Origin of the sequence: Shewanella carassii (assembly GCF_019670705.1) — a bacterium.
In the GTDB taxonomy this organism is placed as follows: Bacteria; Pseudomonadota; Gammaproteobacteria; order Enterobacterales; family Shewanellaceae; genus Shewanella; species Shewanella carassii.
In genome coordinates, this window is sequence record NZ_AP024618.1 from 1,128,428 (window position 1) to 1,153,130 (window position 24,703).

Genomic DNA, 24,703 nt, shown 5'->3' on the forward strand with positions numbered 1-24,703 from the left:
CTTTATCCCGGAAGAAACTGTTCAGAGGCGAGCCAGTCGACTCTGAAGCGGCGATCTATTTATCCCTTTGGCAACAAAGCCTTTGAATGATGACGGCAGCTTTGCCAGACAATCGAGAGCTTGTTGCTGTTTTTCGAACTCCCCGAACACGCAGGCGCCGGTTCCGGTCATTCTGGACGGCGCATATTCTAGCAGCCAGGCCAAGGCCTTGGCAACTTGAGGGTAATGACGACACACCAGTTCCTGACAATCATTTTGCCAAGGGGCGCTCAATAGTTGCTCCAGAGAGAGCTTGGGAGTATCCCTCGGTAAATCAGGATCATGGAACACTTTTTCAGTGGAAACATGGGCCTCGGGAACCAATACCAGATACCAAGGTTCGGCCGGTTTCACCGGCTGAAGTTTTTCGCCGACCCCTTCGGCAAAGGCCGCCACGCCCTTAATGAAAACAGGAACATCTGCGCCGAGTTTTAAACCAATTTGTTCAAGTTCCGCTTCGCTCAGGCCGGTTTGCCACAGCGCATTGAGAGCTACCAGAGTCGTGGCTGCGTCCGACGACCCGCCTCCCAGACCGCCGCCCATGGGCAGCTTCTTGTCGAGCCAGATCTCGGCCCCCAGTTCACAGCCACTGGCTTGCTGCAATGATTTTGCGGCTTTGAGAATTAAGTTATCGCTATCCGGGACAGCGGCGCCCAAATTGGAGTGCAGTTTGAGTTTGCCATTGGTGGTGATTTTAAAGTCCAACAGATCGCCATGGTCGAGAAACTGAAACAGGGTCTGTAGTTCATGGTAGCCGTCTTGGCGGCGGCCATTGATGTGCAAAAACAGGTTCAGCTTGGCCGGGGCCGGCCAGCCAAGCGAAAGACTATTGGGCTGGAGATTTGGGTGAACGAGGCTCATGGCTGCTGGCTTTCCTTGGTGATGAGTGTGCTCTGGGCTTCGAGCGCCTGCCACTCGGTTAACTGGATCTTGAGTTCGAGTGCGCCGCGATTGAGTTTGAGAAGGCGCGGAATATCGGCACCGCTTTGTTGCTGCCAGCTGAGGTACTTCACCTGCCATGGTGGGCTAACGCTGTCATCTTCCAGACTCAGGGGCTTGCCGTCATTATTGGTGAGCAGGAGTTCAGTGTCGGCGGCGCTGAGGCCAAGCACCCAGCGGGGCAGGGCGTTAAGGGGGATGCTCCAATTGCTGAGGCCATCGAGTAAACGCTGCGGGTCTCGGTCGCGGTAGATTTCGCCGTCCAGTTCCAAAAAGGCGCCGTCCGGGCCGCTTTTTAGCAGCATCACACTGGTGCCCAACATGGTGGTGAGTCTCAGCTCTTCTGTCGTTGGGGTGTGCAGCCAATAAAGATTGGTGCTGAACTTTTCCTCGGGAGTCTTTACCGCCAGCTTGCCTTTCAGCTCCCAGGCCTTGGCTTGCTCTGCGTGCTTAACTTGAGTCGCTTGCCAGCGGGCATCGGGCAGGCTGCTACAGGCGCTGAGCAGGCCAAGGAGCAGCAGGGGCAACAACAGGCGCAGTGCTGAAAGACGGATAAAACAGTTTTTTGTGAAGTACTTCAAAATAATCATCTGTTGTTCGCTGTACTGGCCGCCTATGATACGGGGGCTTTGGCAGAATACCAACACGCGCCGCCATTGAGATTTCGCCCTTGTGGCCTTGGCCAGCGCCTGTTCAGCTTAATTGATAAATTGGTTGATAAGTTAGACCTTTATTCGGTTTTGTTAAGCGTATTCTGTTTTTAAGGTGGCCAATTCAGTAGAATGGCCGCATCCTACAGCGACGCCAAGAGTCCAGAACGAGTTCAGATGAGCCTTGTAGCAATCGGTATAAACCATAAAACCGCCACTGTTGATCTGCGTGAGAAAGTTGCCTTTGCCCCGGACAAGATCCATGAAGCCATGCGCAGCCTGGCCAAGGAGACTCAGGGCGGGGAAGCCGTTATCGTTTCCACCTGTAACCGCACCGAGCTTTACTGCAACACAGAAAATGCCGAGCAGGTAGTGCGTTGGTTGGAAGATTATCATGGCCTGAGCCATGAAGAGGTGGCTCCATGCCTGTACCAACATTGTGGTCAACCTGCGGTACAACACCTAATGCGGGTCGCTTCCGGGCTTGACTCCCTGGTGCTGGGCGAGCCGCAGATCCTCGGCCAGGTCAAACAGGCGTTTGCCAAGGCCAAGGAATCCGGCACAGTGGCACTGACACTGGATCGCCTGTTCCAAAATACTTTTGCCGTGGCCAAGAAGGTGCGCACCGAAACGGAAATCGGTACTGCGGCGGTTTCGGTTGCCTTTGCCGCAGTTAGCATGGCCAAGCACATCTTCTCCTCTCTGGCGAGCACCAAAGTGTTGCTCATCGGCGCCGGTGAAACCATAGAACTGGTTGCCCGCCACCTGAAGGAAAACGGTGTGACCAGCATGGTGGTGGCCAACCGCACTATTTCCCGCGCCGAAGCCATGTGTGAAGAGTTCAATGCCCAGGCGATTACCCTGGAGCAGATACCAGATTTTCTCCCCAAGGCCGATATCGTGATATCCTCTACCGCCAGTCCGCTGCCCATCCTGGGCAAGGGCATGGTAGAAAAAGCGCTTAAGCAGCGCCGCCATCAACCTATGTTATTGGTTGATATAGCGGTTCCCCGTGATATTGAGGCAGAAGTCGGTGATTTGGACGATGCTTTCCTGTACACGGTCGATGATCTGCAAAGCATAATCGAACAGAATATGGCCTCCCGTAGAGAGGCCGCCGAGCAAGCGGAAGTCATTGCCGAAGAGCATTCACACCAGTTTATGGAGTGGGTTCGTTCACTGGAATCGGTCGACAGCATTCGCGAATATCGTACCCAGAGCATGGCGATTAAAGATGAGCTGGTTGAGCGGGCAATGAACAAGTTGGCGCAGGGAGCAGACACAGAGCAGGTGCTGCTGGAGCTGGCCAACCGTCTGACCAACCGACTGATCCATGCACCGACCCAGGCCCTGACAGCTGCCAGTCGTCAGGGGGATCTCAATGCTTTGGGTCAATTGAGAACCGCGCTCGGCTTGGATAAACACTAAGGTTAGCGAGCTAAATGAAGGAATCCGTTATCCGCAAGCTGGAAGGCTTGCTTGAGCGTAATGAAGAAGTATTGGCCCTGCTCAGTGATGCAGATGTCATAGCGGATCAGGACAGGTTCAGAGCCCTGTCTCGGGAATATGCTCAGCTTGAAGATGTGGTCAAAGGCTTTAAGGCCTACCAGCAGGCGCAGGCGGATCTGCAAACCGCACAGGAGATGCTGGCCGAGGAAGATCCTGAGCTGAAAGAGATGGCTCAGGAAGAGATCAAGGCGGCCCGCGCTCAGCTGGAGCAGCTGGAAGGCGAGTTGCAAATTCTGCTGTTACCCAAAGATCCCAATGATGCCAGCAACGCCTTTCTGGAAATCCGTGCCGGTGCCGGTGGTGATGAAGCCGCTATCTTTGCCGGTGATCTTTTCCGTATGTATAGCCGTTATGCCGAGAGCCAGCGCTGGCAGGTCGAAGTCATGAGCGCCAGCGAGGGCGAGCATGGCGGTTTCAAAGAGGTGATTGCCAAGGTCAGCGGTGACGGTGTTTACGGCAAACTCAAGTTTGAGTCCGGTGGTCACAGGGTACAAAGGGTGCCGGAAACCGAATCCCAGGGGCGGGTGCACACCTCGGCCTGTACCGTGGCCGTTATGCACGAAGTGCCTGAGGCCCAGGCGGTGGAAATCAACCCGGCCGAGCTGCGTATCGACACCTTCCGCTCTTCCGGTGCCGGTGGTCAGCACGTTAACAAAACCGACTCGGCGATTCGTATTACCCACTTGCCCACAGGCTTGGTGGTGGAATGCCAGGATCAGCGCTCGCAGCACAAGAACAAGGCTCAGGCCTTGAGCGTACTGGCGGCCCGTTTGCAGGCGGCCGAAGATGAAAAGCGCCGCAGCGCCGAAGAATCTACCCGTCGCTCTCTGGTGGGCAGCGGTGACCGGTCCGAGCGGATCCGTACCTATAATTTCCCTCAGGGAAGGGTGAGCGACCACAGGATCAACCTGACACTTTACCGCCTCAACGAGGTGATAGAAGGAGACCTGGAGCAGCTGCTTGAGCCTTTGATGCAAGAGCATCAGGCCGACATGTTGGCGGCTCTGTCCGACGAATAAAAGGACCGTCTGTGACTAAACTCAATATTGCCGAGGCCCTGCAGTGGGCCTCTTCTATGTTGGCTGCATCGTCCGAGTCTGCTCATGCAGATGCCGAAGCCCTGTTGCTGCATTGTTTGAGCAAGAGCCGCAGCTTTCTCTATACCTGGCCCGAAAGAAACTTATCGGCAGAACAACACAAGCAGTTTACCCAGATGGTGCAGCGTCGCAGCCAAGGTGTGCCCGTGGCCCATATTGTCGGTGAGCGCGAGTTCTGGTCACTGCCTTTTATTGTCAACGAATCCACCCTTATTCCGCGCCCGGACACCGAAATTCTGGTGGAAACCGCGCTCAACTTGCCGCTTTCAGATGATATCGCCGTGCTGGATCTCGGCACAGGTACCGGCGCTATCGCGCTGGCACTGGCCCATGAGCGGCAAGGCTGGCAGGTGACTGCTGTTGATAAGGTTGAGGCCGCGGTGGAGCTGGCCTGTGCCAACCGGGATAATTTGAAACTGCCGCAGGTGGAGATCCTTCAGAGTGACTGGTTTTCGGCGGTTCAGGGGCGCAAGTTTCAACTGATTGTTTCCAACCCTCCCTATATCGAGGAGGATGATGAACATCTTGAGATGGGCGATGTGCGCTTTGAGCCCCGCAGTGCCTTGACCGCCGCCGATCAGGGCTTTGCCGACCTATTCCATATCGCAGCCCATGCCAGAGAGCACCTGTTGCCGGGCGGTTATCTGTTGCTGGAACATGGTTACGCCCAAGCGGTGAAGCTCAGGGAAAAACTTGCCGAGCTCGGTTTTCAGCAGGTGGCCACAGTGCGTGACTTTGGCTCCAATGAAAGATGCACCCTGGGACTTTGGCCCGGTTGAGTGTCTGTACCCGGGAGTCACTCCCGGGCTTGAAAAGCGCCGATATCGTCCTTATTTCCTGTCATAATTCCGCCCTTTCAACAGCGGCTTGGCCTTGGTGCTGAACGCTGCGATAGGGTACACTGTCGCCTTTGTTCACCTACAGATAGCTATCCGATGGAAACTTTTTACAGCCTGTATCCGGCAGTTAAACACCTGCACATGACACTGATCGCCGTCAGCGTATTACTGTTCATTGTGCGTTTCGTGCTTAAGCTGCGTCAGTCAGCGATTATGGACAAGAAACTGCTGAAGGTAGGTCCGCATGTGATCGATACTTTCCTGCTGCTGTCCGGATTGATTCTGTGTTTTATGATTAAGCAGTATCCCTTCGTTGATCCTTGGATGACGGAGAAGATAGGCGCAGTGGTCGCTTACATACTGCTGGGCGTGATGGCGCTCAAGTCCAACCGTAATCTGATCTTCCGGATCTTCGCCTTCCTCGGTGCTCTGGGCTGGGTGGTTTATGCGGCAAAACTGGCACACTTCAAACAAGCGGTAATTCTGGGGTAATGCAACAATATTCTCTTAAGCAAGACGAACTCTCTCTGCCCGAGTCGGCATTTGAGCTTTGCCAACATCTGGGTTTTGGCCTGGCCAAACAGGCTAACTGGGCCTGGCTGGAACTGTCCGGCTCAGTGCTCAGCCATTATCTGGTGGATCAGCAGCGGCGCTTTCAGGCGCTGCTGGACTGGTTTTACAAGGACCTGGGGTTTGGCCCTAGGGAAGATTATTTTTCCCGGCAGGCGGCCGATCTCGGCCAGTGTATTCTCAGCCGCCAGGGGAACAGTACCACATTGGCAACTGTGCTTATGTTGCTGGGCAAACAGCTGGACTTGAAATTCGACCCTGTGCTGCTGCCGGGTACCACAGTGCTGGCCTGCCACGTGGCCGGTGAACTCATCTATCTCGACCCGCTTCGGGGGGAGCGCCTCAGCAAAGAGCGCTTGCATGCCCTGGTTCGCGGTGAGCTTGGGAACAGTGCGCCGCTAAAAGCGTCTTACCTCAAGCCGGTTGGCACCCAGAGGCTGATGACCCGCATGCTGCATGAACTCAAGGCCGGCGCCATAGTCGCCCATGAATTTGAAGTTGCGATGGAGTGCTGTAATTTGTTACTTGAATGGCATGCCGATGATCTCAGTCTGCATCGGGAGCGCGCCTTTATTGCCCAGCAACTGGGGGCGATTCATGTCGCCAGCGCCGACCTGCAGTATTTTGTCGACAACAGCCCGCACGACCCAGTGGTCGAGCTGGTGAAGATGCAACTTAGAGAACTGGGAGACGACCCTCAGACCTTTCATTGAACCTGTCCGCGAGGGCAGTGATAAAAATATAAATATTAAAATAAAACAATAAATTGCAATCGCAAGGGAGATAGGACCTATGAGCAGTACCTCACAGGCGGCCACTGAAATGACCGCGCTGGTGACCAATGACGCCACCGCGCTCGGCATTCTGGCCGCCATTCTCGGCTTCGTTTTTTATACCAACAGCAGCAGCCATCCTTTCTGGCAGAAGTTTTACCGCTTCATTCCGGCCTTGCTGTTGTGTTACTTCCTGCCATCCTTGCTCAATACCTTTGGGATTGTCGATGGCAGCAGCTCCAAACTTTACTATGTGGCGTCCCGTTATCTGTTGCCGGCCTGTCTGGTATTGCTGATCTTGAGTGTCGATATCAAAGCCATTCTGGGATTGGGTCCCAAGGCGGTAGTGATGTTTTTGACCGGCACCATGGGCATTGTCATAGGCGGCCCGATTGCCCTGCTTATTATGTCGGCAATCGACCCGACATTGACCGCTGGTCACGGCCCGGACGCGGTCTGGCGCGGCATGACCACACTCGCCGGCAGCTGGATTGGCGGCGGTGCCAACCAGGCGGCGATGAAAGAGATTTATGAAGTGGGCGGCAATATCTTCTCCGTGATGGTCACTGTTGATGTGATAGTCGCCAACATCTGGATGGCCGTGCTGCTGTTTATGGCATCCAGGGCCAAGGAGATAGATGCCAAGACAGGTGCAGATACCAGCGCCATTGAAAGCCTCAAGGCCAAGGTGGAACAGTATCATGCCGAAAACGCCCGCATTCCCAGCCTGCGCGACATCATGCTGATAGTGGCTGTGGGCTTTGGTATTACCGGTCTGGCCCATGTCGGCGCCGATCTGCTGGCTCCCTGGTTTGCGACCAACTATCCCTGGACCGAGCAATACAGTCTGACCTCCGGATTCTTCTGGCTGGTGGTGATAGTGACCACTATAGGTTTGCTGTTGTCATTCAGCCCGGCACGTCATTTGGAAGCGGCCGGCGCCTCCAAGATAGCCTCGGCCTACCTCTACATACTGGTGGCCACAATCGGTTTGCATATGGATGTATCCCAAATTCTGGATACGCCGATTTACTTCCTGGTGGGCATTATCTGGATGCTGGTGCATTCGGGATTGATGCTGCTGGTGGCCAAGCTTATCCGTGCGCCGCTGTTTTACATGGCGGTGGGCAGCCAGGCCAACGTTGGCGGCGCGGCGTCTGCGCCCGTAGTGGCTGCGGCCTTCCATCCGGCACTGGCACCCGTAGGTGTACTGCTGGCGGTATTCGGCTATGCTTTAGGCACTTATATGGCTTGGCTCTGTGGCCAGTTGCTGCAGGCCGTGGCCGGCTGATTTAAGTTAACGCCGCATGAGCGGCATTCAAGAGAGAAGTTGCGATGAGTAATAAAACCATACATCTGGGGGCTATCGAGATAGCCAATGACAAGCCCTTTGTGCTGTTCGGTGGCATGAATGTACTCGAGTCGCGGGACTTGGCGATGACCATTGCCGAAACCTACGCGGAAGTCACTCAGAAGCTGGGGATCCCTTATGTGTTCAAGGCCTCCTTCGACAAGGCCAACCGCTCATCCATCAACTCCTATCGTGGCCCCGGCATGGAAGAAGGTTTGAAAATCTTCCAGGAGATCAAGGATACCTTCAAGCTGCCATTGATTACCGATGTGCACGAGCCTTACCAGTGCGCGCCTGTGGCCGAAGTGGTGGACATCATTCAGTTGCCGGCCTTCCTGGCGCGTCAGACAGATCTTGTGGTGGCCATGGCCAAGACAGGGGCTATCATCAATGTGAAAAAGCCTCAGTTCCTGGCGCCCCATGAGATGCGACACATCATCAAGAAATTCAACGAAGCGGGCAATGATGAGATCATTCTCTGCGAGCGTGGCAGCTGCTTTGGTTATAACAACCTGGTGGTGGACATGCTGGGCATGGATGAGATGAAGCAATCCGGCTACCCGGTGATCTTCGATGCCACCCATGCGCTGCAGCGCCCTGGCGGCCGTGAAGATTCTGCCGGTGGTCGTCGAGCCCAGGCAACCGAACTGGCCCGCAGCGGCATGGCGCTGGGACTGGCCGGGCTGTTTATTGAGGCGCACCCGGACCCGGACAACGCCAAATGTGATGGCCCTTGTGCTTTGCCACTGCAGCAACTGGAAGGGTATCTGAGCCAGATGAAGGCCGTTGATGATCTGGTGAAGTCTTTCCCGGCTCTGGATACCAGTCGCTGAGCCAAGCGCTTGGTTAACCTTGCATAAGCTGTTGCAAGCTGCGCCTTTGGTGGAATAGCGAATCACTTAGCTAGCGTGTTAGTCTCAAACGCCCGCAATCGCGGGCGTTTTTCTGCTCAGTACCCACGGCGGACGCAAAGGCTTGTCCTTCAAGACACTGCTGCTGGGGTTGGGGTGCGGCAGCGCCTTTGCGCTGACTTCGCTCTGGGTTAGGGAAGCAAGTCTGGTGCTGGGTTTGCCATTTCCTCACCGCGCCGCCTGGGTACTCTTGTTGGTTATTTTGCTGCAGACCTTGTTGCTGCTCGCCTGGCTTCTTATCAAAGATAAAGAAACCCTTAAAAAACTCTGGCACAGGCCCAGGTTGACCCTGGCCATCAGTATCAGCAGTTGTCTGGGCTCCATAGGTTGGTTCAGCGCCATGTCGCTCACGGCCGTGCCTTATGTGAAAACGCTCGGGCAGGTGGAAGTCTTCTTTATGATGCTGATCTCCAGCCTTTGGCTCAAGCAGCGGGTCAAGGTCAAGGATATGGGCGGCCTGGTACTGATTACCCTGGCCGCGGTATTGGTGCTTTGGGGATGATTTAGCCGTGTGGCTCCAATGCCTTTATCTGGGCCAGCAGTTCGCTGTTGATTGGCAGTGTGAGCCCATATTGCTCGGCGCGCTGTTGCAGGTAACCGTTGATATAGTCAATTTCCGTCTTGCGGCCGTGCTTGAGATCCTGATACATGGAGGAGTAGTTGGCAGCGGTTAGCCGTATCACTTCCTTGACTCTGGCGTGCAGCGCATCGAACGTCAGCGCTATGCCTTCCTGCTTGGCTACCTGTAACAGCTCATCGAGAATGGCGCAGATTGTTCCCTCAAACTCGGGGGCGGCCAGGGCACCGTTGTTGACTCTGTGAATGGCGGTCAGCGGATTGATAACGGCATTGACCGCCAGCTTTTGCCACAGGGCTTCGAGAATGGCATTACTCCACTGACTGCCGGGAATAGCATTGAGCAGAGCGGTTTTCATCACCTCTGGCATGGGGGCGCCGATTAAGTCACCTATCTGGGTCAGGCCACTGCCGGTTTGGCGAATATGATTGCTGCTTAGTCTCAGCGCCGCCTGACTTGTCGTGCCCAGGCTCAGTGGCCGCTCATTCAGCTTGGCGGCCAGACTCTGATGAGGACCAAGTCCATTGTGCAGCAGCAGGATGCGACAATTCGGGTGAAGTCTTGGCAGCACAGGCTCCAGCGCCGCTTCAACCTGATAGGCTTTCACCGTGACCAGCAAGAGATCGAGCTGCTTGAGCTTGCTCGAGTCCTGCGCCAGGCACAGAAACGATGTTTGCAGACTCTGGTCGCCAAGCTCCAGGGTATAGACGTGTTCTTCGCCCTGCTGCGCCAATGGCAGGGTGTTAGCTCTTGGTAATAACCAAGGTTCAAGCCCGGCTGCAGCCAGTTGCTGCGCCAGCAGTTGCCCTATGGCCCCAACGCCGAGGATCCCTATCTGCATTCCGGTTACTCCTTCAGCATGGCGGCGCCAAAATACTTGCGATAACCCCAGAGAGATACGTAGAAGAGTACGACTCCGGTCATATCGGCGACAAAGTCGGCCATATCGGCACTGCGGTAGGGCAGACGGGATTGCACCATCTCTATCAGAATGCCGTAGCCGGCCAGGGTGGCAAACATTAAGTACCAGCGGGGGCGAAATGCCAGATAGGTCAGCCAGGCGAGGGCAAAGAAACTGCCGATATGGCCCACTTTATCCAGGTTAGGAATGCTCTGAGGGTAGTTAGGCTTGGAAAAAACCAGGTAGCTGATCACCGCCAGGGCAATCAACAAAGCCATTTTAAACAGCAGCTGTCGGTTAATCACAAATCACGCAGGGTTGGAAAGCTTGGCGAACATCATAGTCAAAATAAAGCCTGGCTGTCATCAGCAGACTTGGATTTATTCAGCTCGGCTTCAACTTAGGGTAGACTGGCGCTATTGGTTTGACTGATAAGTAAAAGGCGATGAAATGCCCTCATTCGATATAGTGTCAGAAGTAGATGCCGTTGAGCTGCGTAACGCAGTGGATAACAGCAAACGTGAATTGGATACCCGCTTCGATTTCCGCGGGGTGGAATTTGCGGTGGAGTATAAGGACTTTGTGGTGACCCTGTCGGCAGAGTCGGACTTTCAGTGCAATCAGATGGTGGATATTTTAAGAACCCAACTGAGCCGTCGTAATGTGGATCCCAAGGCGATGGAAGTGGATGAAAAGGCGATTCACAGCGGCAAGATGTTCTCTTTGAAGGTTAAGTTCAAACAAGGCATAGAGGCTGATGTGGCCAAGAAGCTGGTAAAGCAGATCAAAGACAGCAAGATAAAGGTGCAGGCGCAAATCCAGGGCGACTCGGTACGGGTCACAGGCAAGAAGCGTGATGACTTGCAGGCTGTGATGGCGCTGGCCCGTAATGCCGAGCTGGGCCAGCCTTTCCAGTTCAATAATTTCCGCGACTAGTCGTTAATCTGCGACTTGAGCGTATCCTGAGCAGTATCAGCCCGCCTCGGCGGGCTGTTTTTTTGCACCAGCCAAATCAGCAGCAGCACGGGCAAGCCTATGATGCTGGCGCTGACAAAGAAATTTACATAGCCAAAGGCGTTGACCCAGGCGCCGGAGAAGCCGGCAATAAACTTGGGAAACAGTAACATCACCGAAGACAGCAGCGCATACTGAGTGGCACTGTAGCCACTGCTGGTGAGGCTGGAAAGGTAGGCGATAAAGGCCGCTGTGGCGATACCGCCGCTGAAGTTGTCCACCGAAATTGCCAGGGTCAGCAGTGGCACGTTGTAGCCCACCATGGCCTGCAGGGCGAACAACAGATTGGTGGTGGCCACCAGGAAGGCGCCGATATAGAGGATTTTTATGGTGCCGAAGCGTGCCAACAACACCCCGCCGAATGCCGAGCCCACCAGGGTCATTATCAGACCATAGACCTTGCTCAAGGTGGCTATCTCTTCCTTGCTGAAGCCCATATCCACATAGAAAACATTGGCCATGATCCCCATGACGATATCTGAGATCCGGTAGCAGGAGATCAGCATAAGGATCAGAATCGCGCTCTTGCCGTAGCGGCGAAAGAAATCGATAAAGGGCAGGGCCACGGCACTGTAAAGCCAGGAGATAAAAGCGGCCATCCTATCTGTGCCGGCCTGGGTCAGCTGCTTGGCTTCCTGCTCTTGAATAGCCCTGTCTTTACTTTTGACGCCGAAGATCAGCAACCAGAGCAGCAGAATGAGTCCCATAGTGACAAGAGTGACTGTATCTGTATTCAAGGCCTGATTAGGAAAGTAGGATTGCAGTACCTGGGTGAAGGGGTCAGCCAGGCTAAAACAGAAATAAAGCCCCAGCAGCAGGAGCAGTAACTTGCCATGGCGCAGGATAAACAAGTTGGCCGGCGCGGCCCAGACAGAGAGTCTGGGTGCCAGATTGGCTCTGAGTCTGTCTCTGAGAATGGCTTCCTCTTCCCCTATCGAACTGATATCCACCGCCGGCTCTTTGGCAAAAAGTGTTGCCAGTATGCCTATGCCCATCAAACCTGCCATCACCAGATAGGCGGTTTGCCAGCTCTGGAGATCATAGCTTTCCGGCTCGGGAGAAACCCAGGCGGCGATAGTCAGTGAGCCTGCCGTGGCTATGATCATCGCGCTGCGATAGCCTACCTGATAGGCGGCGGCCAGTGCCGCCTGCATTTTTTCCGGCGCCGACTCGATACGAAAGGCATCGACCACTATGTCCTGGGTGGCGGAGGAAAAGGCCACCATCAGCGCAAAGAGTGCCAGATGGGTGAGATCTTCCATGGGGTCACTGCCGGCCATCCCCAAAATGGCGGCTATCAGTAAGAGCTGGGAGAACAGCATCCAGCCGCGGCGGCGGCCAAAGAGTTGGCTGAACAAAGGCAGGGGCATGCGATCGACTAGGGGAGACCAGGCCCATTTGAAGGCATAGATCAAGGCTACCCAACTGAAATAGCCGATGGCAGCCCTGTCTACCCCGGCTTCCCTGAGCCAGAAAGACAGGGTGGAAAATACCAGCATCAGCGGCAGGCCGGCGGAAAAACCGAGTAGCAATAAGATGAGTACTCGCTTGTGGAAATAGATACTCAGGGCGTCTCGGGTGCTGGCAAAAAAAGATTGAGGCATGGCACGGCTTGGTGAGAGTCAAAGGCCTTAGAGTAAAAGCCCGCGCCTGCGACTTCAAGGCGTGCTTGGATGTTTGCCCAATAAAAAATCCCCGGCAAAGCCGGGGATTGGTCGCCCGTGTCATTAAAGTGTCACCCAGGCGGGGTAGATTAACGTCTGTCTCAGGGCCTGACGCCGATACAGCCTTCGGGTATGGGGCCACCACCGAACAGGTATTCACAGCAGTCGTCCAGTTGCTGGCGCAAAAACTGGTTACCGCGCAATACCCAATCGGGCCATTTATCGAAGACGTACAACAAGTGCCAAAATACGCGTTCGACATCCGTTTGCGCTTCCCCCTGCAAGTTCAGCTGATGCCATTCTTCCAGGGTATCCCACAGATACAATCTGACTTCATTAAATTCCAGCTTGTCGCTCAAGAATGCTTTGCCGTAATGAGCCAGTTGGGGCGCTTTCACATCGATGAACTCTTCCGGGGTCATCAGATCGCCTCCTTATGTTTGCCAGGTTCAGTATATACAGCTTTTTGAAACTGAGCCGTGCCTGGGGTTAATTTCTGGGCAGAAGTGTGGCTTTCTTCAACAAAACTTGGGTAACCGGCACATCGGGCCAACCCAAGGTACTGTTGGTACCTGTCTCTACCAGCGCCATATTCTGCAGAACTTCAAGTCCTTGGCTGACTTCACCGAATACGGCATAGCCCCAGCGCCTGGAGGATGGGTCGAGCTTTTTGTTGTCGGCCACATTGAAGTAAAACTGGCGGGTGGCCGAATGGGGAGCATTCTCTCTGGCCATGGCTATAGTGCCTAGGCTGTTGGACAGGCCGTTGCCCGACTCATTGACTATCGGCTTGTCTGACGGCAGTTCTTCATACTTGGGGCTGAGGCCGCCGCCCTGAACCACGAAATCGGCAATAATGCGGTGAAACAATGTGTTGTTGTAGTCGCCGCGCACCACATAGGTGAGAAAGTTGTCCACAGTAATGGGCGCTCGGGTGCGATCGAGCTCGACCACGATTTTGCCCATGCTGGTATCAAATTCCACTTGGGGGTAGAGATTGTCTTTTTGTATATCCAACGCCAGCGCCAGCTGACTGGTCAGCATCAATACGGCTGCGAGTATCCATCGGCTCATGACCAGATTCCTTATCATAGTGTTGCATACGGGCCTGCCTGTGAGTCACCGACCGGCCCAATAAATTACTGCTGCAAAAAGCTGTGCAGCTCGGGGTCGTTGAGTATTTCGCCGCTCAACTGGGTGATCAGCTTGTTCATGTCCAGTTCCAGTGAGGCGAAGTCGGCACTGAATGGCCCCTTGAGCAGCCCCTTGGCCTTATAACGCTTGGTCAGGGTATGGCTGCTGTTTTTCGCCAGCAGATTGATGCTGACATTGGTTTTGGCTTCGAAGCCGAAGCTGGATTCATCCACATCTGTGAGCAATTCAATCAGCTGCAACTGCACCTCTTTCCCACTGGCGGGATCGATTCGGTATCCGGCCTTGGCAAAACCTTGACGAAACAGTTGATCCAGTTGGGCCCTGGGTGGCTCGGCTGGGCTTACCAGACGTGCGGCTTTGCCGTCTTCATTGAATCGCACAATAAAATTGGCGGTGCGGGTATCCAGGGTTTGCAGCGCCAGAGCCGGCTCCAGCGAAGTCTGTGGCGTGACCGCGGGCAGTTCAGGGCTCAGGGCAATAAAGTTGGGGGTATGACTGGCGCAGCCAAAGAGCAGCGCCGACCCCAGCATCAAGGTAGCAAGCCGTTTCATAAAAATCCGAAGCTGTAAAAAGGTGGCATCAGGATAACCAGATTTGAGTTTGGCTTCCAGCATCTGCTTATGGCAGATAACCGACTTTGGTTCTGTAAGGGGGAGATTTTTGCGGGTTCTTTGCGCGTATGCCTCCAAGGGGCAAACTCAAGTATCAATCCCGTGAAACAGCTAGCTTAGATTATCAAGGGGTGTCTTTGTCAGTTAGCGTTTCTGAATGACACCGTAAACCAGGTCGTATTCTGCAAGTGGTTTTTTCATTTTTGTAACATTCAAGGCTTCAATCTCCGACGGCGACAGGGTAGAGTCAAGTTATTGCTCTAAAAACAGCTGTTGGGAATATGTTGGAATTGAAATCCGGGCCTTTGCCGACGACTCAATCAGGGGTTGCTACCCAGGCGGCGCCTGACTCTTTGATAGATGTTCACGGCAGGCCTCTGTTTGGGCATTTCGACGGCCCGCCGAAAAGCCTGGGATTGGCAGACTTTCAGCTGTTCAATGAGATGGACCGCAGGGTTTCACGCCTGAAACAGCGCTGCAGTTATAAGCAGTTTGAGTTTATTGGCCTTAACAGCCCCAGATGGATGCTGGGCGTTGCCTTGGCGGATATCGCCTATCTTGGCAGTGGTTTCTGTTATCTGTTTGATTTGCAAAGTCGTCGCATGTATCAGCAGAATCTGCTGCGGCCGCCCGCTGGTTTTAACCTGAGCCGTTCGCCATGGCAGGGGGAGAGCCGTATGGGCGGCATTCACTTTCGGCGTGAGCAGGGACAATGGCAACTGAGCCTGGATCTTAAACTACAGGGAATGCCACTTGAGGGGGAACTGACCTTGGTTCCCGAACCGCTCAGCTTGCCGATGGCGCTTTGCAGTCCAACCGGTTACAGCGGTTGGACCTATACCCAAAAACACAATGCCCTCAAGGTCTCCGGCCAGTTGTCCTTCAATCATGAACCCCAGCCTCTGCTGCATGCCAGAGCAGGTTATGACTTTTCCGCAGGCTTTATGCGCCGGGAAACCAGTTGGCGCTGGGCCTCTATCAATGCCGATATTGAGGGTAAGGGGTTGGGGCTAAACCTGGCGGCCGGAGTCAACGAGACCGGCTCTTGTGAAAACGTGCTCTGGGTTGATGGTGCCAGGCATTTGCTGTCGCCGGTGCATTTTGAGTTTGACCGCAGGGCAGCATCCGGCGGCCAATGGCGAGTTTGGTCTGAGCGCGGCGAGCTGGAGTTGGCATTTTCGCCCTTGGGGTGCCGCAGCGAAAGGCTCAATCTGGGGCTGCTTAAAAGCAATTTTCGCCAGTATACCGGGCTGTTTTCCGGTTGGGTCAAAGACTCCCTGGGCCAGCGCCATGAGCTGGTGCAGCAGAGCGGCCTGACAGAAGATCACTTTGCCAAGTGGTGAGCTGGAATAAAAGGAATAAAAATGGATTTCAATTTACTTATTTCACATCCTGAATGGCTGCTGCTGGTATTGGCGCCGCTGTTCTTCATCTGTATGGCATTGGAGTGGTTTTTCGGTGACCGCCTCAGACGTTTGCCTGAGAATGCCCGCTATCGACCGGCGGAGGTTTTCTGTAACTTTGTGCTGGCAGGCATGCACCAGGGCGCCGATATTCTCACAGGGTTACTGCTGGCCAAACTGTATTTGTGGTTATTCGGCTGGCGTTTGTTCGACATTGAGATGAATGGCTGGACCTTTCTACTGCTGATGCTGGGACAGGACTTTTGCTATTACTGGTTCCACCGGGCCAGCCACAGGTGCCGCTGGATGTGGGCCGCCCATGTAGTGCACCACAGCTCGGAAAACATGAATTTTTCCACCGCCTTTCGTCAGAGCCTGATGTACCCATTGGCGGGCATGTGGCTGTTTTGGTTGCCCTTGGTGATCATAGGCTTCGACCCCAACTGGGTGGTATTTGTGGTGCTGCTTAATCTGGGACTGCAATTTTTTGTCCATACCCAGGCCATCAAACGTCTTGGGCCCTTGGAGTGGATATTCAACACTCCGTCCCACCACAGGGTGCACCACGGCCGTAATCCTCAGTACATAGATAAGAACTACGCCGGGGTGTTGATCATTTGGGATAGATTATTCGGCAGCTTCGAGCCGGAGCGGGAAACCGTGCGCTATGGTATTACCAAGCCGGTGAACAGCTTTAATCCTGTGACAGTCACTTTTGCCGAATGGCGCGATATGTTGGCGGAAGTGAGCCGCCCCGGGCTTAGTTTCAGGCAACGTTGGCGTTTGCTGTTTGCACCGCCGGCCAGTCAGGAGTTGCCCAGCTCTGGCCTCGGAGGATATGCTGATGGCCCTGACAGTTCCAAGGAAGCTAAGGAGTACTGATGAAGCTTTTTGTGTTTGACCATTGTCCCTATTGCGTCAAGGCTATGATGCTGGTGGGGCTTAAGGCGTTGCCGGTGGAGCGGGTCTATCTGCAAAACCATGATGTGGAGTCCAGAATAGCTATGGTCGGCGCCAATATGGTACCCATTTTACAAAAAGCCGATGGCAGCTTTATGGCCGAGAGCCTGGATATCGTCAGTTATCTGGATAATCTGGATGGTAAGCCGGTCATTACCCTTGCCAGCCAGGCCGATGCTGTCAGCCAATGGCAGGAGGCATCCGGTTATTTCAGCAGTCGCTTGCTCTATCCCCGCAATGTGTTGCTCGGCCTGCCTGAATTTGGCTGCCAAGAGGCGATTGCCTGGTTTACCCAAAACAAGAGCGCCATGATAGAGATGTCTTTCGAAAAAGCGCTTGCGCAAACGGCCGATTTTCTTGAGGGCCTGGCTAAGTGTTGGCCTCTGCTCGACTGGCTGCTATTGCCGTCGGAGCGGGGCAATAAGTTGAGTATTGATGATATCAACCTGTTCCCCGGTCTGAGAAACCTGACCATGGTCAAGGGGCTGGTATTCCCGGCCAGAGTGCGCGCCTATATCGAAGAGGTGGCGGCGCTGACTCAAATCGACTTGTACGACGACAGAGCCGTCTGAGCGCCTTCATCTGAGTCATACAACTACACCCCAAAAAAGACAGGCCAGTGCTGGACCTGTCTTTTTCATTCGTTTTCACTTTAGGGCAAGTGCTACTTTTAACCCGGCTTTTTCAACTCAGCTTTTTCAGCACTCTCTTTGTTCAACGCTCTCTTTGTTGATGCACTGCGCGTTGTCTGTGCTCCTGAGCACGGCTGGGCTGGCGTCGCTCAGCCTGATGGCGCTGTGGCTGAGCTCGCTGCTGATGCTGCACCTTCGATTGACTATGAGGCTGATAGTGTCTCTGAGGCTGATGTTGTTTATCTGCCTGTTGCCGGCGCTTTTCAGCTTGTCTATGAGTAGTGTTAGTGTGCTGGTTTGAGGCCTGTTGCAACTGTCTGTCTCTGGCCTGATGTTTAGCCCGCATCGTTTTGTCGGCGGTGTTGGCACTGCTATTGGCACTCCTATATGACGGCTGCTGTGACAGCTGGCGAACTTTTTGTGGCTCGCCCTTATGCATCTTTTCCTTCTTGTCAGCGGCGCGCCATTCACGGCTATTGTGTTCCCTGCGTTGCTTTAACTCTTGCTGCAACTGTTTTTGTTGCTTGTTTCTGTCCTGATGCAGCCTCTGGCTGTGGTTGAAGCTGCGGGCCTGGGATTCATAACGCTTGTGCGGCTTGTTGTATACCGCCTTGTTGTAGCGTTGTTGCAGCCCAGGGTGACGATAATGGGCGCCCCGTCTGTGGTGCGGGTTATGGCTCCAGCGCTGGGCTCCCTGGCTATAGGCCAGTCTTGGCCGGTAGTGATTATAGTGTTTGTGGCGATAATCGACCCAGATCACTCTGTCATGCCAATGAAAGGCGCTGAAGAAGAAGTTAAATGAAATGCTGACCCCGGCACTGCGCCAGTAAAACGGACTGGAGTGGTAGCGTACATATCCGGGGAAAGGGTCCCAATAGATAGGCGGATAGCTGCTCCAGTGCCAGTGGCCATAGACACGGCGACTGTCGTAGTAAGGGACATAGATCACCTCGGTGCGGGTCGGTGCTATCACTATTTGACGTTCATCGCGTCTGGCGTTGAGGTTACCCAGGTCATTTAATGAGTCGGCATCCCAGGCGGCTTGTCTCAGGGTTTGAATCCCATCCATCACCCGGCCTTCATCGGCGATAAAGGCTTCGCCCAAGCGGGCGGTCCAGTCCAGATCTGTGCTCATCTTGTTCAACACTTCCGGAAAGGCGATAAGCGCCATCACACTGGGATCCCAATCCTGGTTCTCGGCTTCGGCCATCAGGCGTTCATTGCTCCAATGGCTGCGCTGTTTGCGCCAGCGCTGTGCCTGCACCAGTTCCAGTGGATAGGTTGAGGCGATCAGCATATGGGTCAACAAGGTGTCCGGATAGAGAGCGATAGGGGAGAGCAGCTGCATCAGCTCGGGTTCCCGGATATCACTGCCGGATTCGGCGGCCTGCAGCGCCGTAGTTGGCAGGCCAAACAGACACAGGATAAGCACACTGTGCTGCAGCCAGATTTTCAGCTTGTTCATGGTTGCCTCCTTTAGGCCGGTATGGTTACCAGCCTGGCAAGTGAGCTAACTGAGGCCTTGCGATGCAATTCCCCATCAGTGGCTTCAGAATAAGTGGCCTTTGATGAACATAAGCTGAAGGCTTTTGGATGGCTAAATGATCTCCAAGCTGCTGCCTGGGGGAAGTGGGTAGTGGAACTGAGTCTTTTGGCATCGCAGGAATACGCCTATTTCCAGACACAGGCGGAACAGTGACCATCGAAACAGGGACGTGTTCATGTTGGGTCACAGGCTCGTCTGTGCGAAGGTGCACTGCAAGTGATGGGCTACAGTTTAGCTGGCAGCTAAGACCAAGTTTATTGGTGAGTTTTGGCTTAAAGCCATGATAGCCGCTGTGCCAGCGGCTTAAAGTCGTGGTGTTCCACACCACACCGGGCAAGGGGCTTTGCTTGTCCAAAGCCCCTTGCATCCCCAAGGACACCCCGACGTAGCCGAAATCCCCGCTGGCTTATGAAACAAATTGGCTATACTCAGGACTCGCATCCTTGCTCGACCTTCGAGCCTCGACATCCCTGTCTCGGCTACGCCAATTTGCAACAACGCCAGCGGCGGCTCCGAAGGGGGAATTGGTGCAATTCTGTGAGAACTAACTTGTTTGAAGTTACCTATATGCCCGCAGACATACACCTAATTCCAGGCATAGGCGGGACTGTGACCGTCGAAAACAGGGACGTTTTCGTCGAGGCTACATGGACGTATTCACGCCGTGTCACAGGAGTGCCTGTGCGAAAGGCGCACCGCAGGTGATTGGCGGCTGCTTAGCCACGTTATCTGCGCCAACGGCTTTCGGCGACACAGAGGGGGAATAGGTGCAATTCTGTTAGTACCGAGTAGCTTGAAACATTAGAAGTGTCTGCAGACATACAGCTCATTTTCAGGCTCTGGCACTAGTTCTGGTGGGACGGTGACCGTTGAAAACAGGGAAGAATGCAAACACCCAGTCAATTCTGCTTCAAAAACAACCCAAATCAGGGTTTTGTAGCCTTTGTCAAAAACTTGACCTTTGGCTAATTGTTTTAAAATTCAGTACTGGGTATTGTATAACTAATTCAAACGCTTAGCTTTAGCACTTTCTTAAGCTTAAGGCCGAAAGCAACAACACTTTTCCGTTTTCAACGGAATGCTGGGACGAACAGAGTTTGGACCCGTGCGGTAGCCATGGCGTTACTTAACGTTTTTTGTCGGGCCTGAGTTGTAGGGCTCTTGGTTTTAAGGCCCTTAGTTGCAGGGCTTGGAGCGCTCATGACAAGCACCTCAGAGCTGATTTTTATACAGTATTATTGACGTTCTGGACAAAATGCCGGAAATTTGCAGCTAAGTTTGCGCGTTATTTCTGTAACATTTTAGGAAATAGCATCAAATTCATAATGTTAAAAAATACAGCGGGTAGATAATAGGTTTGAAACCGCGCATGCGCGTTTAGCTGCAAGGGATATTTGGACTAAATGGTATTATATCCAGCTAATACAAACAGATAGCGATGCGCGTTTACACTCCTCCGAGGACTAAAACGCGCATGCGCACTATACAGCTGTTATAAATCCAAGTGAAGTTATGAAAAAATCGAAGAATAATTTGCTTCAATTAGAGGAAGCACTAAACCATATTGAGCTACCACGTACCGACAAGGTTATGATTGCAAGCTCGTACTACTCAATATGCATGGAACACTATCGCTCAATTTTAACGTTACTTGAACTTCAGCTTTATAGTTCAGCAAGTGCTCTATTAAGGTGTCTTTTTGAAAGCTATGTAAAAGGTTTGTGGTTTTACCACTGCTCGGATGCAAAAGATATTGATCGACTTAGAAGAGACAAATTTGAAAAGCCATTTGGGGCGCTGGTAAGTGAAATCGAAGAGACAAAAGGCAAGGGTCTATCAACAGCCAAGAAATATTTATGGCGAACTTTAAATGGATTAACACACTCCGGGGCAGGGCAAGTTTCACGTAGAATATCTGACGAAACAATCGGTTCAAACTTTGATGAACCGTTTATTGAAGATGTGAAAAGGTTAACAAATAACTATGGTTTGTTGGTTGCCGGTGAGCTAGCGTTAATTAGCAATGACAGAAAAGCTCAAAGTACTGTGCTAGAAGTTCAGGAAGCTTTAGGTTTCGTGAAATTGCATTTATAACAAGCAATTTAAGAGGGATTCACAACGCTTGGCACTTTTGCTTCTATTTCAAATTTAGTGTTTATGGCACAATGTTTTAGGTTGGTTGGTAGCGTTGTTCACCCCTTAATTGGGCGTTAGCTCTCAGGAACGACTATGCGTAATTTCTTAATAATGTTTCTATATTTTCCTCTACTAGCCTTCGCTGAAGGCCAGTGCCCACCGAATTCTAGTCCTGATTTTCTAGGGAAAGGCTGCAGATGCAATACGGGTTACGAGGTGAAAAATAACCAATGCGTAAAAATCCATATACCTGAGAATGCATCAATTTCAATTATGGGTGGTTGGCAATGTAATACTGGTTATCGAAAAAATGGCGATAAATGTGACAAAGTTCATCTTCCAAATAATGCCAGTTTTACGTTTGGTGGTTCATGGTCATGTAATCAGGGCTATAAAGAAAGTGGAGATGAGTGCATCAAAGTACAATTACCAGATAACGCGCATTTCACTTTCGGCTCCATGTGGGAGTGCAATACAGGCTTCACAAAAAACGGTAACTCGTGTAGAGCCATGAACCGCGATGAGTTAGTGAACCAAGTAAAATTACTTAATCAAATGTTGCTTATGCAAATGAGTAAGTCTTCTGGTGGTAGTTGTTCGTCTGGTTTTGATGCTTGCGAAGATGAGTGCGACGATCAATTCTCTTCATACTATGATGAGAAAAAATGCGTTGAAGCATGCGAAGAAGGCAAAGATGCTTGTGATTGAGCTAACAAGCGCATCAATTAGGACGCTCGCAAGCTCGCGCCTATTATGCGGGCGTTGATATGATTCCCATTGTCAAATAGATAAAAGTGTCCTTACCGGAGACCCAAAAATCTCCGGTAAGGGCACTCTGACAGTCGGACTTTGGCGAGTAAGTGTCGGCGGTTGACCTTGCTGATATCCGCGAGTTTGGTTATTCGCATTACTTGTGTTCGCCGCAGGAGCCTTGCCTCAGTCTAGGAGCGCGGATGTGACCGCTTAACGCCCTCGAGGATTGCTCGCACCGCTGCCGCCGTCCGGCGCTGCCAGAGTGATTTTTAAATGTAATTCAGTACGCTTGTTGTGGCATATCGGCATCAAAACCTTGGGCTAAATCCCAAATGTAGCCTGTCAGTTCGCGAGCCACAGCGGTAACGACCTTGTTGTATTCTTTGCCTCTTGCTTTTAAGGCATGAAAGCGTCGACATAGGCGCTGCTGGATTTCCCATGAGCGAGTTTGCAGTTTGATAGAGTGCTCTTGTTGGCGACTTTCCAATTCCCTCGAGACCCGAGCGGGGAAACGATAGGCCCAGGCCGATTCAATAAGGATGCGTCTGGCGTGGCTATTGCCGCACTTGGTGATGCCGCCGCGCCGTTCCCGCTGACCACTGGAGTGTTCGCTGGGTGTCAAACCGACAAAGTTCATCAGTGAACGCGGAGAAGCAAAGCGTCTGAGGTCACCCAGTTCCGCCACTAGGGTCATAGCGGATAAGAAACGTACTCCACGCAGTACCGTCAGACGTTGCACCAGTGGGTACCAACGCCAGCTTTCGGCCAGGCTTTGCAGTTCCAATTCCAGCCGTTGCAAGCGCTCATAGCGCTCGGTAACGATATGAATGTAATGCTGAAAGGTGATTTTAGTAGCACTTTGAGGAAAGCTGATATCAGCCAGGTGGCGTCGATAGGCCTCGGTCCAGTTTTGCCGACCAGTGCAGGGATGACCATGACGCAGCAGAAAGGATTTCAGCCGTTGCCGTGCCTGGCGCAAGTCGAGCATGGCATCTTCCCGGCAGCGGATAAGGTCGCGGATAGCTTCATCCCGCTCATCCGGAACATAAATAGAGTGCAAATCGCCGCTACGCGCTAACCTGGCCAATGTCATGGCATCGCGTTTATCGGTTTTGACCCGGTCGCCCGGGGCTTTGGGGATGAGTGCCGGTGCTACCACCCAGCATTCAATGCCACGGCGCAACAGATGACGATAGAGCCAGAAGCCGCAGGGACCGGCCTCATAGATAACACAGAGCTTGCTGGTCTTGGCTGTTTGATTTTTAATGAGTTTATCGAATGAACGCAGGTTGGTTGGGATTGTGCCATGGTAATGCACAGTCTCAGCAGACTTATCAGAAACCCAGGCCACGTCAGTGGTCTCCTTGTGTACGTCCAACCCGATAAAAAGTGTGTTAGCTTTAGACATGTCGGCCTCCTGTGATTGTTTGCCTATTGGATCAACAAACAGTGTGGCTCTGGTTTAACTAATCCACGAGAAAACACGGAGGCCGACACCTGCACAGGGAATCATTATGTCTATGTTTATAGGTGTGTTAAGGCAAATGTCATAACAAATATTTATTGAAAACTGTTGATATAGGATAGAAATGGAACATTTCGACAAGATAATTAATGATGCACTTGAAAAGGCAGTTAAAGAAAGAGGTCATATTAATATTCTGATAGCAGGCAGATCTGGTGTTGGTAAAAGTACATTAATCAACTCAGTGTTTCAGTCCAAACTAGCTGAAACAGGTCAAGGCAGGCCAGTTACTCAGAATACCAGAGAGATAAATAAGGAAGGCATTCCATTAACGATCTTCGATACACGAGGATTAGAAATGAATGACTTTGAATCTACTTTGTCTGAGCTGGAAAAAGTCATTGAGGACCGTTGTAACGATCGCGATCCAAATCGACACATTCATTTAGCTTGGTTGTGTATTCAAGAAGATGGGAGGCGTGTTGAAGATGCTGAAATTAGATTACATGAGATGGTCTCAAAACGAGTACCGTTAATTGGTGTGGTAACAAAGGCTCGTTCTGACCAAGGTTTCAAGCAAAAAGCACAAAGTTTACTTCCGCAAGCAAAAAATGTGATACGTGTAAGGGCTATCACCGAGTATTTTGATGAAGAAGAAGGACTACCACCAATCCCACCTATGGGATTGAAAGAGCTTATCGAAATCTCTTCTGAGGTGGTTCCCGAGGGAAAGCGTAAAGCGCTAGCAGCTGCTCAAAAAGCCAATTTGGATTACAACAAATCTCAAGCTCGTAAAATAGTTATTGGTGCATCAAGTGCAGCTGCGGCAGCAGGTGCTAGCCCTATTCCGATGTCGGATGTGGCAATTTTAGCACCAATTCAAGTAGGGATGATTGCCGGTATTACGTCGGTATTTGGCATTGAACTTTCTAAAGCAACGTTAAGCACCTTAGTAAGTTCTGCGATAGGTGTTACTGGTGTATCTTTTGCTGGGCGCGCTATTGTGTCTAATATTCTGAAATGCATTCCGGGTGTGGGTTCAGTAGCGGGTGGCGCAATATCAGCAACAACTGCTGCAGCATTAACTGTAGCTTTAGGGGAAGCATATATTGCTGTATTAGTTGCTATATTTGCCGACGATCCAGATGCAAAACCAGATGCGGTAGAAATTGGCGAGAGACTAAAAGAAAAATGAAGAACGCAAAATA

The 24,703-nt window shown here is 52.5% G+C and carries 24 protein-coding genes and 1 pseudogene; 15 read left to right on the forward strand and 10 right to left on the reverse strand.

Annotated elements, in window-relative coordinates:
• Positions 1-21 precede the first annotated feature (21 nt).
• Together ispE and lolB are read right to left on the reverse strand one after the other, a co-directional pair.
• Entirely contained in the window at positions 22-900 is an 879-nt protein-coding gene (ispE, locus tag K5621_RS05225) for a 4-(cytidine 5'-diphospho)-2-C-methyl-D-erythritol kinase (protein ID WP_221050624.1), read from the reverse strand.
• On the reverse strand, positions 897-1,559 hold the full coding sequence (gene lolB / locus K5621_RS05230; RefSeq protein ID WP_373289240.1) for a lipoprotein insertase outer membrane protein LolB: 663 nt from the start codon (positions 1,557-1,559) through the stop codon (positions 897-899). The genes ispE and lolB overlap by 4 nt, the downstream gene beginning before the upstream one ends.
• Positions 1,560-1,805: 246 nt before the next feature.
• Here lolB and hemA point away from each other — a divergent pair, with 246 nt between their 5' ends.
• The 8 genes and pseudogenes from hemA to K5621_RS05270 form a co-directional block, all read left to right on the forward strand.
• Positions 1,806-3,056 carry a glutamyl-tRNA reductase gene (gene hemA, locus K5621_RS05235; protein WP_100145957.1) on the forward strand — a complete coding sequence of 417 codons (1,251 nt, stop codon included), beginning with the start codon at positions 1,806-1,808 and terminating at the stop codon, positions 3,054-3,056.
• A 14-nt stretch (positions 3,057-3,070) separates the two neighbouring features.
• Positions 3,071-4,156, forward strand: coding sequence for a peptide chain release factor 1 (gene prfA, locus K5621_RS05240; protein WP_025011691.1), 1,086 nt, complete (start codon positions 3,071-3,073; stop codon positions 4,154-4,156).
• Between the two features lie 11 nt (positions 4,157-4,167).
• Positions 4,168-5,013, forward strand: a complete 846-nt coding sequence (gene prmC, locus K5621_RS05245) for a peptide chain release factor N(5)-glutamine methyltransferase (RefSeq protein ID WP_221050625.1) — start codon at positions 4,168-4,170, stop codon at positions 5,011-5,013.
• 156 nt (positions 5,014-5,169) lie between these two features.
• Positions 5,170-5,565 carry a SirB2 family protein gene (locus K5621_RS05250; protein WP_039034285.1) on the forward strand — a complete coding sequence of 132 codons (396 nt, stop codon included), beginning with the start codon at positions 5,170-5,172 and terminating at the stop codon, positions 5,563-5,565.
• Positions 5,565-6,356: a transglutaminase family protein gene (locus K5621_RS05255; protein ID WP_039034284.1), complete on the forward strand. Its 792-nt coding sequence runs from the start codon at positions 5,565-5,567 to the stop codon at positions 6,354-6,356. Before K5621_RS05250 ends, K5621_RS05255 begins: the two co-directional genes overlap by 1 nt.
• Before the next feature lie 79 nt (positions 6,357-6,435).
• Positions 6,436-7,707, forward strand: a complete 1,272-nt coding sequence (locus K5621_RS05260) for a DUF819 family protein (RefSeq protein ID WP_373289241.1) — start codon at positions 6,436-6,438, stop codon at positions 7,705-7,707.
• A gap of 44 nt (positions 7,708-7,751) precedes the next feature.
• On the forward strand, positions 7,752-8,600 hold the full coding sequence (gene kdsA / locus K5621_RS05265) for a 3-deoxy-8-phosphooctulonate synthase (RefSeq protein ID WP_221050626.1): 849 nt from the start codon (positions 7,752-7,754) through the stop codon (positions 8,598-8,600).
• Between the two features lie 106 nt (positions 8,601-8,706).
• A pseudogene (locus K5621_RS05270) lies at positions 8,707-9,180 on the forward strand (EamA family transporter); the annotation flags it as partial.
• A 1-nt stretch (position 9,181) separates the two neighbouring features.
• On the opposite strand, the gene K5621_RS05275 reads toward K5621_RS05270, so the two are convergent.
• The gene (locus K5621_RS05275; protein ID WP_221050627.1) at positions 9,182-10,096 is read right to left on the reverse strand and encodes a ketopantoate reductase family protein; all 915 of its coding nucleotides are present in this window, start codon (positions 10,094-10,096) and stop codon (positions 9,182-9,184) included.
• Positions 10,097-10,101: 5 nt separating this feature from the next.
• The gene (locus K5621_RS05280; protein WP_392465097.1) at positions 10,102-10,434 is read right to left on the reverse strand and encodes a VanZ family protein; all 333 of its coding nucleotides are present in this window, start codon (positions 10,432-10,434) and stop codon (positions 10,102-10,104) included.
• 172 nt (positions 10,435-10,606) lie between these two features.
• Here K5621_RS05280 and K5621_RS05285 point away from each other — a divergent pair, with 172 nt between their 5' ends.
• Complete coding sequence (locus K5621_RS05285; RefSeq protein WP_028779730.1) at positions 10,607-11,092, forward strand: YajQ family cyclic di-GMP-binding protein; 486 nt, start codon at positions 10,607-10,609, stop codon at positions 11,090-11,092.
• Here the strand turns inward: K5621_RS05285 and K5621_RS05290 are convergent.
• From K5621_RS05290 to K5621_RS05305, 4 genes are all read right to left on the reverse strand, one after another.
• Positions 11,089-12,774 (reverse strand): MFS transporter, encoded by a 1,686-nt coding sequence (locus K5621_RS05290; RefSeq protein ID WP_221050629.1) that lies wholly within the window; start codon positions 12,772-12,774, stop codon positions 11,089-11,091. The genes K5621_RS05285 and K5621_RS05290 overlap by 4 nt on opposite strands.
• A 161-nt stretch (positions 12,775-12,935) precedes the next feature.
• Positions 12,936-13,256 carry a hypothetical protein gene (locus tag K5621_RS05295; protein WP_100145941.1) on the reverse strand — a complete coding sequence of 107 codons (321 nt, stop codon included), beginning with the start codon at positions 13,254-13,256 and terminating at the stop codon, positions 12,936-12,938.
• 67 nt (positions 13,257-13,323) lie between these two features.
• Positions 13,324-13,908, reverse strand: coding sequence for a peptidylprolyl isomerase (locus K5621_RS05300; protein WP_028779732.1), 585 nt, complete (start codon positions 13,906-13,908; stop codon positions 13,324-13,326).
• A 65-nt stretch (positions 13,909-13,973) separates the two neighbouring features.
• Positions 13,974-14,540, reverse strand: coding sequence for a YajG family lipoprotein (locus tag K5621_RS05305; RefSeq protein ID WP_025889928.1), 567 nt, complete (start codon positions 14,538-14,540; stop codon positions 13,974-13,976).
• A gap of 341 nt (positions 14,541-14,881) precedes the next feature.
• Here K5621_RS05305 and K5621_RS05310 point away from each other — a divergent pair, with 341 nt between their 5' ends.
• The 3 genes from K5621_RS05310 to grxB are packed head-to-tail and all read left to right on the forward strand — an operon-like array spanning position 14,882 to position 17,535.
• Positions 14,882-15,943, forward strand: coding sequence for a DUF2804 domain-containing protein (locus K5621_RS05310; protein WP_221050630.1), 1,062 nt, complete (start codon positions 14,882-14,884; stop codon positions 15,941-15,943).
• Positions 15,944-15,964: 21 nt separating this feature from the next.
• Positions 15,965-16,885: a sterol desaturase family protein gene (locus tag K5621_RS05315; RefSeq protein WP_052248094.1), complete on the forward strand. Its 921-nt coding sequence runs from the start codon at positions 15,965-15,967 to the stop codon at positions 16,883-16,885.
• Positions 16,885-17,535, forward strand: coding sequence for a glutaredoxin 2 (gene grxB, locus K5621_RS05320; RefSeq protein WP_071475480.1), 651 nt, complete (start codon positions 16,885-16,887; stop codon positions 17,533-17,535). Before K5621_RS05315 ends, grxB begins: the two co-directional genes overlap by 1 nt.
• A gap of 142 nt (positions 17,536-17,677) precedes the next feature.
• On the opposite strand, the gene K5621_RS05325 is transcribed toward grxB, so the two are convergent.
• Complete coding sequence (locus K5621_RS05325; protein ID WP_221050631.1) at positions 17,678-19,060, reverse strand: DUF3300 domain-containing protein; 1,383 nt, start codon at positions 19,058-19,060, stop codon at positions 17,678-17,680.
• Between the two features lie 1,593 nt (positions 19,061-20,653).
• Between K5621_RS05325 and K5621_RS05330 the strand changes: the two genes are divergently transcribed.
• Positions 20,654-21,235, forward strand: a complete 582-nt coding sequence (locus K5621_RS05330) for a DUF6988 family protein (RefSeq protein ID WP_221050632.1) — start codon at positions 20,654-20,656, stop codon at positions 21,233-21,235.
• A gap of 135 nt (positions 21,236-21,370) precedes the next feature.
• On the forward strand, positions 21,371-21,985 hold the full coding sequence (locus tag K5621_RS05335) for a hypothetical protein (protein ID WP_221050633.1): 615 nt from the start codon (positions 21,371-21,373) through the stop codon (positions 21,983-21,985).
• Between the two features lie 325 nt (positions 21,986-22,310).
• Here K5621_RS05335 and K5621_RS05340 read toward each other — a convergent pair whose 3' ends face one another.
• Complete coding sequence (locus K5621_RS05340) at positions 22,311-23,438, reverse strand: IS110 family RNA-guided transposase (protein ID WP_221050634.1); 1,128 nt, start codon at positions 23,436-23,438, stop codon at positions 22,311-22,313.
• A gap of 181 nt (positions 23,439-23,619) precedes the next feature.
• Here K5621_RS05340 and K5621_RS05345 point away from each other — a divergent pair, with 181 nt between their 5' ends.
• Positions 23,620-24,690 (forward strand): YcjF family protein, encoded by a 1,071-nt coding sequence (locus K5621_RS05345; RefSeq protein ID WP_221050635.1) that lies wholly within the window; start codon positions 23,620-23,622, stop codon positions 24,688-24,690.
• Positions 24,691-24,703: the final 13 nt, after the last annotated feature.